Raw genomic sequence first — 14216 nt, 5'->3', positions numbered from 1 at the left:
GCGGTCGGCCGAGCCGAAGAATGCGGTGATCAGGGGCCGTCTCCATATCGAGGGTGAAAGCGGCGAGCGGGCGCAGGCCGCGCAAGCGGAAGACCGGGCTTCGACGTCGGGACCAGGAGGTCAGAGGGCGCGACCGATGTCGCGCGTCGCCCGGCAATCCGCCTCCCATGGATCACCGCGCGCGATCGATCCGGGATCGAGGCTCGTCGAGCGGCTCCGTATCCTCGATCCGGCATGTCGGTCCGAGCACATGCGCCGCGAGCCCACTCGGCGCCCGGTACCGTGGGGTCGTCTCTCGCGTTCCCGCTATCTGCGGGATGCACGTGCCTGGCACGCGCGACCCGGCGCGGCGCCGGTCCCGAGGATCCTCCGACCGCCGCTCGCCCGGGGTCGGGAAACTGGGCGGGCGCGTCGAGCTCGCCTCATCCTAGATCGTCCCGCCGTCCTCGGACAAAGATCCAAGCACCGACGACCTCTCCCTCAGGTAAGCAGATCCGTTTTCCGTGTATTGCTGCACCTCCACGTGCGCATCGTCGAAGTCGACATCCAGGATCTCGTCGAAGCGGCCATCGAGGAGTTCCATGTCGACCTCCTCCTGCGTCCGGGCCGGCGGCGAGGCGGCCCCACGGTCGACCGCCCCCGGGATCCGCCGACGCTGGCCGGCCCTCTCCCGGCGCCTCCGCCGCTCAGACCCGATACGGGATCCGGGAAATGGCGGCTCATAGGCTCGCGTTTTCCGGCGAGGCCGCCGGCCGGCGGGATTCGGCATCGTCTTGGCAACCATGGGACCGTGGCCTCTCGGGTGCGATGGATCGGGCGGGCGAATCTCACTGAAAAACGGGGGACCTCGCCCTGGGCGGATCATCCACGCACCGTCGCGAGGGTCCGCGAAGGCGCGTCGGCCTCGGGATGGCCGTTCTCCCCGGTGGCACGGGCATCCCTCGCGGCATCGCGGCGACGGCGTCGAGGCGCTCGAACTCGACGCAGAGCGCGCGAAGTCGGTCGCTGATTCGACGTTCGCGCTCGAAATCGCGCGCGGCCATCAACTCACCGAGGGTCCCGGCGTCGATCCTGGCCGCATGGGGATCGGCGGCGATCGCCGTCACGAGCGAGGCGAGGAGGACAGCCGTACGCGGCGAGGTTGGCGGCATCGCGCCGCCGGCCGGGACCGGATGCCCGGCACGATCCGGTCGGGGCATCGTGAACGGCACGGTGCGCGTCGCGAACGGGAGACGCAGCGTCCTGGACGCGGACAGCGTCGCCTTCGTCCTGAGGTCGACCTGGCCGGACCAGGGCAGGAACCACGGCGGGACAGCGTGCGAATGCTCGCCGCCGGCAAGTGCGCCGGCAGGCGTTCCCGCATCGTAACGGGCCGCTCGCAGGGCTCGGGTCGCCGCCTCCCGCTCCTGACCGACGGTCAGCACGACGTCCAGCGTGGCGCGCAGGTCCCGGTCCTCGAGACGCTCCAGCGGCAGGACGAACACGGTGTCGCCTTCGTCTTCCCGGCCGGCCGCCGCTCCCCCGCCGTGGCAGGGACGTGCGGCTGGCAGGAACGCGGGCCGTCCGCAACCGGGGCTTGACGGAGCCGGGTTCGGAACGAGCTCGACCCGGCTGCGGACGGACGCCATGCCGGACGCGACCGCGGCTGCCGTGGCAGGACCTGCGGCATCGTCGGAGAAGACACCCACTCTCATCCTTCGGACCTCCCGGGACGCCCCCACGCTGACCGGGTCTTTATTATACCAATGATATAAGTTTGTCCAGCCCGTCGCGCGGTGGAGAACTGCTGGGTTGACCCTGCGGGCGTCCGGGTCATTGGGGCCGGATGCATATCGCCGATCCACGGCCCTGCCCGTCGCCGGCCATCGCGTGCCCGGAACGGCACGAGCGCGACATCTCGAGGGGTCGCACGCCGGCCCGAATCGGATAGTGATGGGACGCTCGCCGACCGCGGCGTATCCGCCGACGGCGGACGGCTTCATGCCACGCTCGGGCCGCTCGGCGGAAAAGGCTATGTCTGACTTCGATTGGAACGGCGTTCTCGGAATCAGGATCTTCCATGCGTCGTCACAGCCGCCGTCGAACGCGGATATCGCGGATGCCGAGGACTTTCCGGTCGAACAGAAAGTCCCTGGATATCTTTGCCAGGCGGCCCGAATGTTGTTGGGTTTTTCCCAACAAGAGCTTCATGAGCTGGCCAACGTCTCGAAAAAATCCATCAACGACTACGAGAATGGTGCGGTCGACATCAAGGCATCGCTGGTTAACCGGATGGCTGTCGCGCTTCGCGAAGCCGGCGTGCGCTTCGTGGCGGGCCCCCGTTTCGTCGGCGTCGTCGTTCGCTCGACGCGCTCGGAGGCGGAAGACAGGATCCGTCGGCGCAGGGAGCGCCAATCCCGGGGTTCCGACAGGATCTCGGAGGGCGAGGGAACGCACGACGCGCCTGGGACGTCCGAGCGTCGCCCCAGGGGGCGTCCGCGGAACGCCGTCAGGTCACGGGCGTGATCGCTCGACCGTCGCCGTCCGGCCGCGGAAGGCCGCCGCCTTCGCCGGCGGGCGAGCCTGGCCGCGCGGGTCTCGGATAACCCGGTCGCGGGTTCGACGTCTCGCGAGCGTCGGCGGTCGCGACCGTGCGTCAGTCCGAACGCACTCGCTCGCGAGCCATCGCGTTCGCAGGGGCCAGCGGGCCAATCCGCGATTTCGCGGACCGTTGACGCGGGTTTCCGATGAATGGGCGGGCCGCGTTGCGTCGCTTCGAGGGCCGCCACCGGCCACGCTCGCATTCCGCCAGGGCCGGGCTGCGAAGGGGTGGGAGGCCCCGGAATTCGCGCCGGCAACATTCTTCGCGCCATGCCCGTCCCGATAACTCGGATCGCATCCGACCCGGGAAGGATCATGGCGGTCGCCGGGGTTGCACGGCCCCTCCCGACCGCCCGCTACCCTCGCTTCCATTCGGATAGCGAGAGGCGAAAGGGCACGATCCCGAACTCGGAGGCGGCCCGCTTGTCATATGCGAGGCTTGGCCGAATCCTGCTTGCGCGGCCATCGACGTACGCATCGGATTCACCGGACAGGAGCACGGGATCATGGCAGAGAGGCAAGCGCACGTAGCGGGATCGGACCTGCGGCTCGACGGTCTGGAGATCGCGGTCGATCAGGCTGTTCCGCAGTTGGTCGGCGCCCTCGTCGATTTCCTGGGGCAGAAGGGCGTGCTCGACCTAGGCGAGTTCGCGGCCTTCCTGAGGACGGCCCATGATCCGGATCCGCGGCTGGAGGATACGGCGGGTCAATTGATCACCACCCTTGCCGCCCTGACCGAGGAATACGCCGGGACGCGTGCGTCCGACCGTTGAAGCATGGCTCGGTCGGGAGCCGTCCCGAAGCGGCAGCTTACCTGAACGTGGTGGAGGGGGCGTTCGGGGCGGACGTGGACTACGCCGTGCCGCAGAAGATCCACACGGCACGGCGCCGGACGCGCGAGGGCCTTCGCCAGGGTCGTCTTGCCTATGCCGGGTAGTCCGCCGAGCACAACGAGCATGCGGGCCTCCAGGGCTCTGCTACGTCCGCTTATAGGGTCAGCTGGGTTGATCGCGAACGACTGCGTCGGGTCGCGAACGGTAGTTGGATCAGCGCCTGGAAGCAGACCTTCGGCTTAGCGCCCATCGCGGTCATTCAGCTGGCTGTGACGTTGTTCCGTAAGCGGACGTTACCAGCTGCAACCGACCATTCGCATAGATGCAGTTCATGGCGCAGCGAGTTCAGAGGTTCGCGCGGCGGATCGCATCCGGAGAACATCAGCAATCGCCAGCTTAGCTTGTCGAAGGGCTGCCGTCTCGTCCGCTCCCGACGAGGCGGCAGCTTCGAGGGTCCGGCACGCTGTTGCCAAGCGCGTATAGCCGAGGCTGCCGGCCATGGCGATCAGTGCGTGCGCTTCCTGCGCGATAAGCGGGCGTGTCGCCTCGGTCGGGAACGCAGATTCGATCCGCACGCATAGCTCACTGGTCAGGCGCTCTACCTCAGCCGCGCCGATCGCCTCCCGGAGGCGTTGGACCCGTTCCTGGTTGCGGATTGGGTCCGGGTTGGAATCTGGCAACAGGGTCGCGGCGGCGGGCATGCCAGCCGTCGCGGCAGATAGCCCGGCTGAGGTTAGTCGTACCAAAAGTCCCCCCTCGGCCGGTTCGCACGCCACCAGATCTTGCTCTTTCAGAGACAGTATAGCCGCCATCGCCGCGCTGTGTGCGAGCCCGGCCGCCAGGATGGTTGCCGGCACTCTATTGGCGGACAAGGGTAGGCTGCGCTCACCGACATAAAGCCAGGCGAGTAACTGGCAGGCGGCTGCATCGCTACTCCGGATGGTCGCGGCGAGCCCCGTGCGGCGCTCGCCAAAGGCGCGACAGATCTCTGCCAGCCCAGTCCACGCCTTCGGGTCGTTCACCCGGAAAGTCGCGTCGCAGCCTCGCTCGAAACGATCGGTGAGGTCGATGGCGGGCAGAAGATGTCCGGGGCTGCAGGCTGGGAGGGCTCGGAGCTGCGCGAGGCCGTCTTCTGCGCCAATCAGGATAACCTCGGCGTCCTCAACGGGGCCGACGACAAAGGCGTGGCTCACGGCGGCGATGGCCTCGGCGCCGAGATCCGGGTACAGGACGGCCCGCGGTCGTCCAGCCATTCCGCGTCGGCGCCAGAGCGCCTCGGCCGGCAACTCCACGGCGACCGGCGCCGCTGGCGGCTCATCTTGTTCTCGCAGGCGGTCGAGGGTGGCGTAGAGCAGCTCGGGCTCGATCGGTTTGACCAGGATCGCGTCGAACAGCGCGTCCGCGCCGCGGCGGGAGGCGAGCCCGTGGCGGTCGGCCGTGATCCCCACGAGGCGGACGTGGCCATGCGCGCCCATGATCTCGCGCATCAGTCGCGCGAGGGCGTAGCCATCCATCTCGGGCAGGTGATAGTCGATCAACACGATGCCGTGGCGGCGCTCACTCAACTGGCGCAGCCCCAGGAAGCCGTCGGCCGCGCTGTCGAGCGCGTAGCCTCGGGCCGTGAGCAAGGTGCCGATCAGGTCGCGCGAACCGGGGTCGTCCTCGACCAGCAGGATTCGGTCGGTCATGCGGTCCTCATGGGCGGGCCGCGGCACGAGCGACCGGGCCGCGGAGCGCCTCCGGCGGCAGGTCCGCGACGATCGCCTCGGCCGGAGCGGGGGGCTGGGCGCCGACGAAGGCCCGGCTCAGCGCCGCCGGGCCGGGTCCGGCATCCCGGAGGGCTCGCCCATCGTCCGGAGTTGCGGCCGCGTCGGGTATACCCAGGTAGCGCCGGCCCGCCGGCAGGGTGGCGGCCTGCCCGGCGGTCCCGACTGATGCCGGGTCCGGCGACCCGACGACGGTGCGGGGTCGCGCGTGCCAGCGCGCCGCCGAGGGGGCGCGAGGAGCCGGTGTCCCGATCATGGGGGACCCCTCGTAACGCGTCACGAGCTTGATCTGGTTCACTGCCGCCGCCATCGCGTCAAGCGGGATGTCGTCGCGACAAAGCCTGACCCGAAGCGATAGCGAGGCGGACCCTCTGGACGCCGGGTCGAGTTCCGGCGCCGCCGCGATCCATTGCCAGGCATACAGGCAGCGGGCGCCCCCCGCTGTCCGTCCAACCGCGAGCCCGTAGGGTCCGTAGGCATTCGCGGCGGGGTGCGTCACGACGTGCATCACCGTGCCCGGGAAGGCCGCCGCCAATTCTGCGCGAATCCCGGCCTCGGTCGGCCGTCCGCCGGGAACGAGATCCCCACTCAACACCTCGGCGCCGGCTTCCGTGTGAAACATGCGCAGCAGCACGAGGTTCTCCCGTGTTCCGCCGCGCTGCGCGAGGCTTAGCGACACGGATTGCTCGAACTCGTCCGCGGCGTCGCGCTCCTGCAGGCGCACCGGGCGACCGATCCAGTCTGGCAGGACGACGACCGGCGTGGCTGGCCGTGCCGGTGCGGTCGCCCGCGCGGAGTGTTGCCGCCCGTCCGCGATTGCGTCCAGGCTGGCATAGCGTGCACCGCCTGATGAGGAGCGCACCTCGTCGCGGGCCGTACAGGCGCCGAGGGCGAGGGCGGTCAACGCCAGGGCCAGGGATGTGCGGATGGTGAGCGTCACGGGGCCTTCTCTCGCACGATCTGGTTACGCATCACTTGCGGCGCGCCGATTGAACCGGTCGCCGTCGGGGCGCCTCGCTCCGGGATTGTAGGAGCCTGTACTTGGCCGCGCGCCGGCTCGTCGGCCTGGGCGGCACGTTCGTCCGCCCAGAGCGTCCCGCGTGGCGCAGGGCTCTCTGCGGCGCTGGGCTGACTGGCTTGCTCGGCTCCGTTCCAGGCCGGCAGCAGCGAGAAGCCGTAGCGCTCGTAAGGCATCACCCCGATGCCGGGCACGCGCCGGGCGACAGTCGGGGGCCTGCCCCGCGGTCGGTCGGACCAGTGAGCGTCGGCGACCGGACTGTTGGTGGGCGCGGCGCGCAGGTCGTTCTCCATGAGCACGGCGACCGGAAAGTCGCTGCGCCGGATCACGGGGGCTGCCGACGCACGGTTGGCGATGACCTCGTCGGGCTGCGGCACGCGCCCGCTCTTCGCCGCTTCGACCGGGGATGCGAGGTCGAGATAGCCGGATACCGGGCCTGTGACGGTCCTGGCGACCCGGGTCGGGGCGGTCTCGCAGGACATCGGTCGGCCGACCGCTGACTGAAACAGGAGGCCGACGACCCGCGGGAACAATCCGTCGTAACGATTGACGACGTCCAGAAACGTGCGCTCCTGATGCATCCGACGCAGCGACAGGGCGTAGCCGTAGACCGTAGCCTCCTTGGGGAACCACGCCACGGCACGCCGGAACCAGCTGAGCGCCGTGTCGAACTGGCAGCGGTTGTAAGCGTACCAGGCGAGCGCCTGCGCACCCTCTCCCGACGCCGTGGCAAGGGTGACCTCGGCGTAACGCTTCAGGCGTTCCGGTTCGATAGCGGGCGGGTCCTCCTGCGTGAGATCCGCCTCGAGAAGATCGATGAACAGCAGGGTGTTGTTCACCAGCGGTTCGCGCCACGCATAGGCTACGTCCTCCGCGTCACGGCGCAAGCCTAGGAGACGCAGAGTATGCGCCAGGCCGTGCGCCACCATGGCGTCGCCGCCACGGGCGATGGCGCGCTTGAACCAGGTGAGGGCGGTGGGCAGGTCGTGCCGCTTGAAGGCGAGCCAAGCCACGAGCGCCGCTTGATCGGGGTCGGGCGCGGTCTCCGCGTAAGCCTGGAAAACGGCGAGGTCCTCGGGCGGTACGGACTGGCCGGCCTCGTCGTGGAGCACCGCGCCGATGCGTCCGCGGACGAGGTCCACGCGGATCGCGTCGAGGTCCCGAGAGGGCCCGAGCGCGGCGAGTTGGTCGACGTCGGACATTGGCAGGATCTGCATCGCCCGCAGGAGACTGACCCGCCGCTCCTCTGGGCCGAAGCGGCCGGCGGTGAGCACGGCGCGGAGCAGGTCAAGGGCCAGTCCCTGGCGCTCCGTCCGGCCGTAAGCCTCGGCGGCGGCCCAGACCACCTCCGCGTCGGCTGCCTCGATCTCGGACCGGCGGCCCGCCGCGAAGATTGCGAGTTCGGCCCAGCGGCTAGTCCTGGCGAGGGACAGACAGGACTGCCGCAGGGCGCGCGCAGCCACGGCGGCCTGCAGCGCGGCCGATGGCTTCCAGCCCGGCTCAGCCTTGGCCCGGGTGACGAGCGCAGTCCCGAGATCCGCATCGCGGCCGGCCGCGAGAAGGTCCCAGAGCCCGTCCTCATCCTCGCCACCGGCGCGCGCGGTCCAGAGATCGGCCGGCGGCTGCCAGCCCGGATAGCGCCGTCGCAGCCGCTCGGTCTCCGCCTCCACCCGCGCGCGCTGATGCTGGCTCGCGTAGTAGCGCAGGGCGGTCTCGTCCGGCTTGGCGGCGTCGGCGGTCCCGGCGATGGCGGGCGCGCCGGCCAACAAGGCGACCGCGAGGATCAGCGCGGCGCGCATGTCGGATACCTCGAACGCAGGGCCGCAAGGGCCAGCAGGTGCAGGGTGACGGGGTAGTAGTTCTCACTGTCGGTTCGCACGCGCATCAGAGCCGACGGAAATGGCGCCCCGCGGCTCGCGCAGGCGGCGAGCGCCGGGATGGCGGCGTACCCGGTCTCGGTGAGCCGCGCCGCGATCCGGCCCGTATCCGTCTCGATCAGGGTCAGGCCGGTGTCGGGCTTCTGCCACAGGGCGAGAAACGGCGCGTAAAGGTCCGGATCGGTGACGCCCGCCATCGCGAGGTAGAGCGGGATGCGCAGGGCGTTGTAGCCGAACTCAACCGGGAACCCGGCCGCGGGCCGGGGCGCGGACCCGGACAGCGAGACCCACTCAACCGGCAGCCGGCCGGCTCCGAAGCGTGCGGCCGCGAGCAGGCGGCGCCCGCTGCGCGCCAGCGCGCTCCAGTCGAATTCAGGCGCGAGCAGCGAGACGCGATCGAAGGCCGGGAAGATCCAGTACGATAGGTTGACCACCGGACCGTCGGGACGCTCCTCGGCGGAGAAGCCTGCCACCGCCGGCAGGATCAGCGGGCCTTGCGGGGTGCGCGGTAGGATCAGCTTGCGCCCGAGTTCGACGGCGATCCGACGGCCGGCAACCCGGTGCGAGGGATCGTGCCACGCCTCGGTCGCCTCCGTGAGCGCCCAAGCGACGAGCAGGTCGCCGTCGGAGGCGTCGTTCATGTCGGCGACCGCGGGGCGCTTGTCCGGCTCCCAGCGCCACGCCAGGAGCTGGTCGTCGCGGACCATCAGGTTCGCCCGCGTCCAAGTCCAGATCCGCTCAAACGTCTCGCGGTCGCCCGCCGCCACGGCGAGCAGCATGCCGTAGCCCTGGCCCTCGCTGTGGCTGATGCCGCCGTTGGCGGTATCCACCACGCGGCCCTGCTCGGTGATGAATCGGGCCTTGTAGGCGCGCCACGCCTCGCCGCTGCCGAGAGCCCCGGCGAGAGGCGGCGCGGGGCCGGCCGTCGCTGCTTCGGCCAAGCTCACGGCCAGGAACGTCATGGCCAGGATGCTCATGACCATCCTCAGGATGTCGCCGCCGCGCACGAAGACGCTCATTCCGATCTCCGACCGAGGTTGAGCACGAGCAGTTGAGTTGAGCCAGCAAGACCGCCCGCCAGCAGCAGGCCGAACAGGCCGTAGAGACCGGCATGCAGAGAGAGCCAGCCCGACGCGACGCGGCGGAGATTGGCTGGTGCGGGTGGCAGCGTGGCAACGTATCGGGGCTCCGCCGCAGCCTCGATGATCACGGAGCCGTCGATGGACGAGAGCGCGGTGAGGCGGCCCTCTGGCCGCTTCCAAACCCGTGGATGGACGAGGCACGCAACCGCCTCCCGCAAGCTGGCGGCGGTGGGGGCCGTCACCAGGGTCAGCAGATCGTCCTCGGCGGGCCCGGTGATACCCTGCGCGATGAGGGCGGCGGCCTCCGCCAGGACTGGACCGCCCGTCCGCACCCCCCGCTTCCCGTCTGGCTTGGCGGCAGCCTCGGCCACGCCCTCGGGTAGCGGGGGCACTAGCGAGCTGCAGGCCGCGATGCCGTCGGTGCGCAGCACGCGGCGCCGCAACGCGGGGCCGCTCTCCCGTGACGGTGCTGCCTCATGGTCGGCCCAGGCGTCCAGCAAGGCTTGCGGATCGAGGCCTGCTGCGGTCAGAACGGTTCCGTCCAGGGTCCTAGCAGTTGACACGAAGACGGTCGGTCCGGTTATGGCGGCGCGGCCGGCGGCGAACGCGAAGGGCAGCACCCGGCCGGCGGCGAGACCGAGTCGTGCCACGAGCGTCGCCGCGGCCGCCATGGTGTCGCGATCCGGGGCCGGGACGACGAGGGTCGGGCGTCGGGCCGAGCCGGCGTAGGGGAAGGCCTCGGCGACGGTCTCGGCGATCTCGGGCTGCCGGCCGACCCGCGCCAGCGGCGGGATGGTCAAGCGGCTCGAGCCGGCGAGGAACAGTCGCTCCGTGGGGACCCCCGTCTCGTCCGCGCAGGCCAAGTCATCGGTGCGCGGCAACTCGGCGCGGATCGCGATCCGATTGAAACCCGGACGGAGCAGCCGCAGCGGCAGGAACACCGCGCGGCGGTTCATCGCCTCTCCGCCCGGGCGACCCAGTGGCGCGCTCGCCGCGTTCGCGCCGTTGATCTCCACGACGATCTGGGCGCCAGGCGCGAGGCCGGCCGGGTAGTCTGCGTCCAGGTCCAGGATCAGCTTGTCGTAGTCCGCCGGCATGAAGTCGTGCGGCAGGGCGAGGTCGAAGGCGATCCGATGGGTGCGCGCGGCCACGTGCGTGTCGGGGATGCCGAGCTCCGCGAAGGTGAGGGTCTCCCCATCCGAGACCCTGCGGCCGCCGGCATCGGCGAGCGCTCGCAGGCCTCGTGGCGTCCCGAGTGGGTCCGCCCGCGACAGCTCCTTGAGCTGCGCAAGCGCGGCGGTCACATCGGCATCTTCCGGCCCGGTCAAAACCAGGACGGGGCGGCGCTCCGCCGTCCGTGGCAGGAGCGCAAGGCGCGGCCCGGTCACAGGGCCGAGCGACGCCAGATCAACACTCCCGGCGAGTTCGGCCACGCGACCGACCGCGAGCACCAGTCCGTCGCCATCCTCGGCGGTCGGGCCGAAATCCGCCACCGGCTGAATGAACCGGCCGGCCAGGACGGTGGCCTGAAGCGCAGCGAGTCCCCGCTCAACGGTGCGCAGGCTCAGCTTCTCACCGGTCTGGATCAGGCGGATTGGCACTGCCCCGTCGGGTCCGCCCCGGATCGCCGGGAGGTCGGCGGGATCGGACGGCCCTTCGGACTTCGCCAGCAGGCCAGTCGTCGCGGGATCGATCTGTGTCCATAGCTCGTAGGTCGCCGGAATGGAGCAGTCGACGCGGTGGCGCTGCGCCACCGCGATGTCGATTCGGTTGAAGCCCCGGGACATCACCCCCGGCGGCACGTCGAAGCCGAGGCTGCGGGCACCCTTGGCTCCGTCAATGGCGGCGCTCCCCAGTTCGATGCCGTTGAGACTGAACGTCAGCCGCGCGGTCTCAGGTAGGATCGAGACCGCGGCCACGTAGCCGACCTGGAACCGGCCACCGGCCCGCGCCTCCGCCTCGGTGACGTAGAGTGGGAAGCTCAGGCGGCCGTTCTCGCCCCAGAGCCGCATCGGCGCCGCGATCGCGGGCAGCCGGCGGAGGGTCGGGCCGGTCTCGGCTGCGCCGGCCGGAACCGGCCGCGCGGCGGCAGCCAGCTCGACCGGGGTGACGGTCGCCGCCCGTTCGGTCGAGGGCAGCATCAGAACCGGGGCCGGTCCGGCCCCCGAGAAGGATTGGGCCGAGGCCCCCGCCGCGCAGGTGAGAAGGGTGGCCGCGAGAGCCGGGCGGAGACCGTTGCGCATAGGATTCTCAGGCGGCGGAGCGGATGGTGGCGGGAGCGACCGGCTCGCGGCCGAGCGCACGAAAATCAGGCCCGCGGACGAGGTCCGCGCGATTGGCTTCGGCGCGTTCGACCCCGGCGAGGGCGAAGATCTCGGCGAGCCAGGCCGCAGGGTCGAGCCGCGTCTCGGCGGCGGCCCCGATGGAGGCTGCAGCCGGAGTCGCGACGGTGAGCGCGGCGGAAGCCTCGGCGGCGGCGAGTTCGGCGACCGCGCGTCTCCAGGCTGCGTCCGTGAGCGGCATGCTGACGGAAGCGCGTGCCTCCAGCGCTTGAGCCGGCGGGGCCGCGCGTCGCGCCTGGATGGGCGTCTCCGCACTTGCCGGGACGATCAGCGGCACGGGCACCGTCGCCAGAGGTGGAAGCATCGCGGCGGCCGCCCTAGCGGCCAGGGGCGCGGCATCCGGGGCGATGGCCGGAGCAACGACCGGGGAAGCGATCAGCGTTGACGGCTCCTCCGCCGCATACGCGCGGATTGACCCTGCCGATGCGGAGGGAATCTCCGTCGGGGTCGGGCGGGCTGGCACGGCCACAGCCGGAGCGGTCAGCGGTTGCGCGACGGGCGGGACGCTGCGGCGGTCGCGGACGGCGTATGTGATGGCTCGCACCGGCTCCGTGACGCCCCAGACGAGGAAGCGCAGACTTCCGGAGAGCAGGTTCTCGTGCCGGTGTCGGCCAGAGAGGAACGCTCGCAAGGCCGACACGTCGCCGTACATCAGCTCGGCGAGGCTGCGGAACATGGCGGGGCCGGAATCTGTGAAGGTCACGTCCCAGGTCTCGCCCGACAGGCCGCTGCCCTGACGGAACGTGAGGGGCCCGCAGGCCGCCTCGGCGAGGACGATCCGGCCCACGCTTCCCGCCCCGGCCGAGACCGGCCACGCCGAGCCGTCGCAGCGGTGCAGGCGGCAGCCCTCGGCCGAGGCCCGCTCCACCATCACCTCGAACACCGCGCCACCGACCGACGCGACGGCGCGCCGCGTCACCGGCAGGCTATGGCTGCGTTCCGGCTGCCGGCGCTCGGCCACGACGCCCAGCGCCGCGCCCGCGATCACGAGGTTGAACAGGCACCAGAGCCCGACCACAAGCATCAGGCTGGTCACCCCGGGCTCGAAGAGGTAGCGCCACGCGGCTGTCGCGCAGCCCGCCACCAGCGCGCCGAAGATCGCGAAGAACGGCCAAGCCAAGCTCGACAGGTGGTCGTGGTCGAGGCCAGCGCCCTTGTTGGTGACGTTGAAGCTCGGCTTGCGCGGCGACAGCATCACCGAGACGATTGAGCGGGCGAGATAGACGCCCTGCACGTATTCGTAGAGTTCGGATATCCAGGGCCAGCGCACGCGGCCGTAGAGGTAATTCTGCATCATCATGTTGGCGGCCACGTAGGTCGCCGTAAAGGCCAGCGCCTCATCGATCGACGAGACGAAGATCTTCACGTCGAAGAAGATGTGCAGAAGCGGTGCCAGCATGAAGATCAGCCGCGGCAGCGGAAAGAACCAGAAGGTCATACTGGACAGGTAGCAGAGCCTCTGGATCGGCTTGAGGCCGCGCTTCAGCAGCGGGTTCTTCAGGAGCATGATCTGAAACATGCCCTGGCACCAGCGCGCCCGCTGGCCGATGAAGTCCGCGAAGGTCTCCGGCTGGAGGCCGGCGATCAGCGGCCGGTCGACATAGGCGCTGGTCCAGCCGCGGGCGTGGAGTTCGAATGCGGTCTCGCAATCCTCCGTGATGGTGATGCCCGAGAAGCCGCCGACCGCGTCGAGCGCGGCTCGCCGGAGCAGCGCCGCAGAACCGCAGAAGAACGAGCCGTTCCATTTGTCGAGGCCGGCCTGCGTGACGCCGTAGAACATCTCGTTCTCGGACGGCATCTTCGTGAATGTGCGCAGGTTCCGTTCCAGCGGGTCCGGGTTGATGAAGACGTGCGGCGTCTGCACCAGAAACAGCTTGGGGTCCTGCGCGAACAGGCCGACGGTCTCGCGCAGGAACGGCCGGAACGGCGCGTGGTCGGCGTCGAGCACCAGGATGAGGTCGGCGCGCGCCTGCGTCAGCCCGTTGTTGAGATTGCCGGCCTTGGCGTGCTCATTGCGCGCCCGGGTGAGATAACGGGCGCCCAGCGCGGCGCAGAGCGCCTGCAACTCGGCCCGGCGCGACCGGGCCGTCTCGGCCCTGGCGGGGTCGGCATCAGCGCATTTCTGATCGGTGCCGCCGTCGTCGAGCAGCCACACGCAGGCGCGCCCGGCCGGGTAGTCGAGGTTGCGCGCCGCCGCCAAGGTAACGCCCAGGATTTCCACAGACTCATTGTAGGAGGGGATGAAGATGTCGACGGTGGGGAGTTCCGCCTCGGGCAGCGTCGGCGCCGCGCCACGGGCCAGCGGCTCGACGTTGATGATCAGGCTGACCGTAAGGATCAGCACACAGTAGAGCTCGGCGAGTGCCAGCACGACGCCGAGCCCAAAGCTGACGGGATCGTCGAGCGCCGGCAGCGTGCCGGTGAGCCGCCAGTAGACGTAGCGGATGACCACGGTCGTGCCGAGCGCCAGGAATAACATCCGAGCAAGGCCCCGGCGCGGAAACAGCAGCCAGAGTACGACCATGCCACCGCCGGCCGCGCCGCACAGCGCGAGCTGAGCCGTCGGGCTGACAGGCTGCACCAGAAATCCGAGGGCGAGCGCGGCGCACAGCGCCCAGGTCGCCCAGAGCAGCCCCATCAGGATGCGCGGTCGCGCGGCCCTGGCGGAGGCCGCCGTCCCGACGGTCACGACGTCCCCCGTCACCGGGCTGTCCAGCG

Annotated in this window: 10 protein-coding genes; 2 read left to right on the top strand and 8 right to left on the bottom strand. The window is 70.4% G+C overall.

All coding sequences use genetic code 11. The features are described from left to right. Positions 1 to 427 precede the first annotated feature (427 nt). Together MKL01_RS31085 and MKL01_RS31080 are read right to left on the bottom strand one after the other, a co-directional pair. Entirely contained in the window at positions 428 to 583 is a 156-nt protein-coding gene (locus tag MKL01_RS31085) for a hypothetical protein (RefSeq protein ID WP_243909039.1), read from the bottom strand. A gap of 244 nt (positions 584 to 827) precedes the next feature. After that, a complete protein-coding gene (locus MKL01_RS31080; RefSeq protein ID WP_243909038.1) occupies positions 828 to 1484 on the bottom strand; it encodes a hypothetical protein in 657 nt (218 codons plus the stop codon). Between the two features lie 529 nt (positions 1485 to 2013). Here MKL01_RS31080 and MKL01_RS31075 point away from each other — a divergent pair. Both MKL01_RS31075 and MKL01_RS31070 read left to right on the top strand, forming a co-directional pair. Further along, positions 2014 to 2505, top strand: a complete 492-nt coding sequence (locus MKL01_RS31075; protein WP_243909037.1) for a helix-turn-helix domain-containing protein — start codon at positions 2014 to 2016, stop codon at positions 2503 to 2505. A 581-nt stretch (positions 2506 to 3086) separates the two neighbouring features. After that, on the top strand, positions 3087 to 3353 hold the full coding sequence (locus MKL01_RS31070) for a hypothetical protein (RefSeq protein WP_243909036.1): 267 nt from the start codon (positions 3087 to 3089) through the stop codon (positions 3351 to 3353). Between the two features lie 389 nt (positions 3354 to 3742). On the opposite strand, the gene MKL01_RS31065 is transcribed toward MKL01_RS31070, so the two are convergent. From MKL01_RS31065 to bcsA, 6 genes are read right to left on the bottom strand one after another with little or no spacing between them, the layout of a single operon-like run. Next, positions 3743 to 5101: a response regulator gene (locus MKL01_RS31065; RefSeq protein WP_243909035.1), complete on the bottom strand. Its 1359-nt coding sequence runs from the start codon at positions 5099 to 5101 to the stop codon at positions 3743 to 3745. A gap of 7 nt (positions 5102 to 5108) precedes the next feature. After that, positions 5109 to 6119 (bottom strand): cellulose biosynthesis protein BcsN, encoded by a 1011-nt coding sequence (gene bcsN, locus MKL01_RS31060; RefSeq protein ID WP_243909034.1) that lies wholly within the window; start codon positions 6117 to 6119, stop codon positions 5109 to 5111. Beyond that, complete coding sequence (locus tag MKL01_RS31055; RefSeq protein WP_243909033.1) at positions 6116 to 7996, bottom strand: hypothetical protein; 1881 nt, start codon at positions 7994 to 7996, stop codon at positions 6116 to 6118. Before MKL01_RS31055 ends, bcsN begins: the two co-directional genes overlap by 4 nt. Further along, the gene (locus MKL01_RS31050) at positions 7981 to 9057 is read right to left on the bottom strand and encodes a glycosyl hydrolase family 8 (RefSeq protein WP_409566387.1); all 1077 of its coding nucleotides are present in this window, start codon (positions 9055 to 9057) and stop codon (positions 7981 to 7983) included. Before MKL01_RS31050 ends, MKL01_RS31055 begins: the two co-directional genes overlap by 16 nt. Positions 9058 to 9089: 32 nt before the next feature. Then, positions 9090 to 11399, bottom strand: coding sequence for a cellulose biosynthesis cyclic di-GMP-binding regulatory protein BcsB (locus MKL01_RS31045; protein WP_243909031.1), 2310 nt, complete (start codon positions 11397 to 11399; stop codon positions 9090 to 9092). Positions 11400 to 11406: 7 nt separating this feature from the next. Continuing rightward, positions 11407 to 14136, bottom strand: coding sequence for a UDP-forming cellulose synthase catalytic subunit (gene bcsA / locus MKL01_RS31040; protein ID WP_243909058.1), 2730 nt, complete (start codon positions 14134 to 14136; stop codon positions 11407 to 11409). Between the last annotated feature and the right edge of the window lie 80 nt (positions 14137 to 14216).

The sequence above is a fragment of the Methylobacterium sp. J-070 genome, from assembly GCF_022829385.1.
Classification (GTDB): Bacteria; Pseudomonadota; Alphaproteobacteria; order Rhizobiales; family Beijerinckiaceae; genus Methylobacterium.
This window is presented reverse-complemented; position numbering and strand designations above follow the sequence as displayed.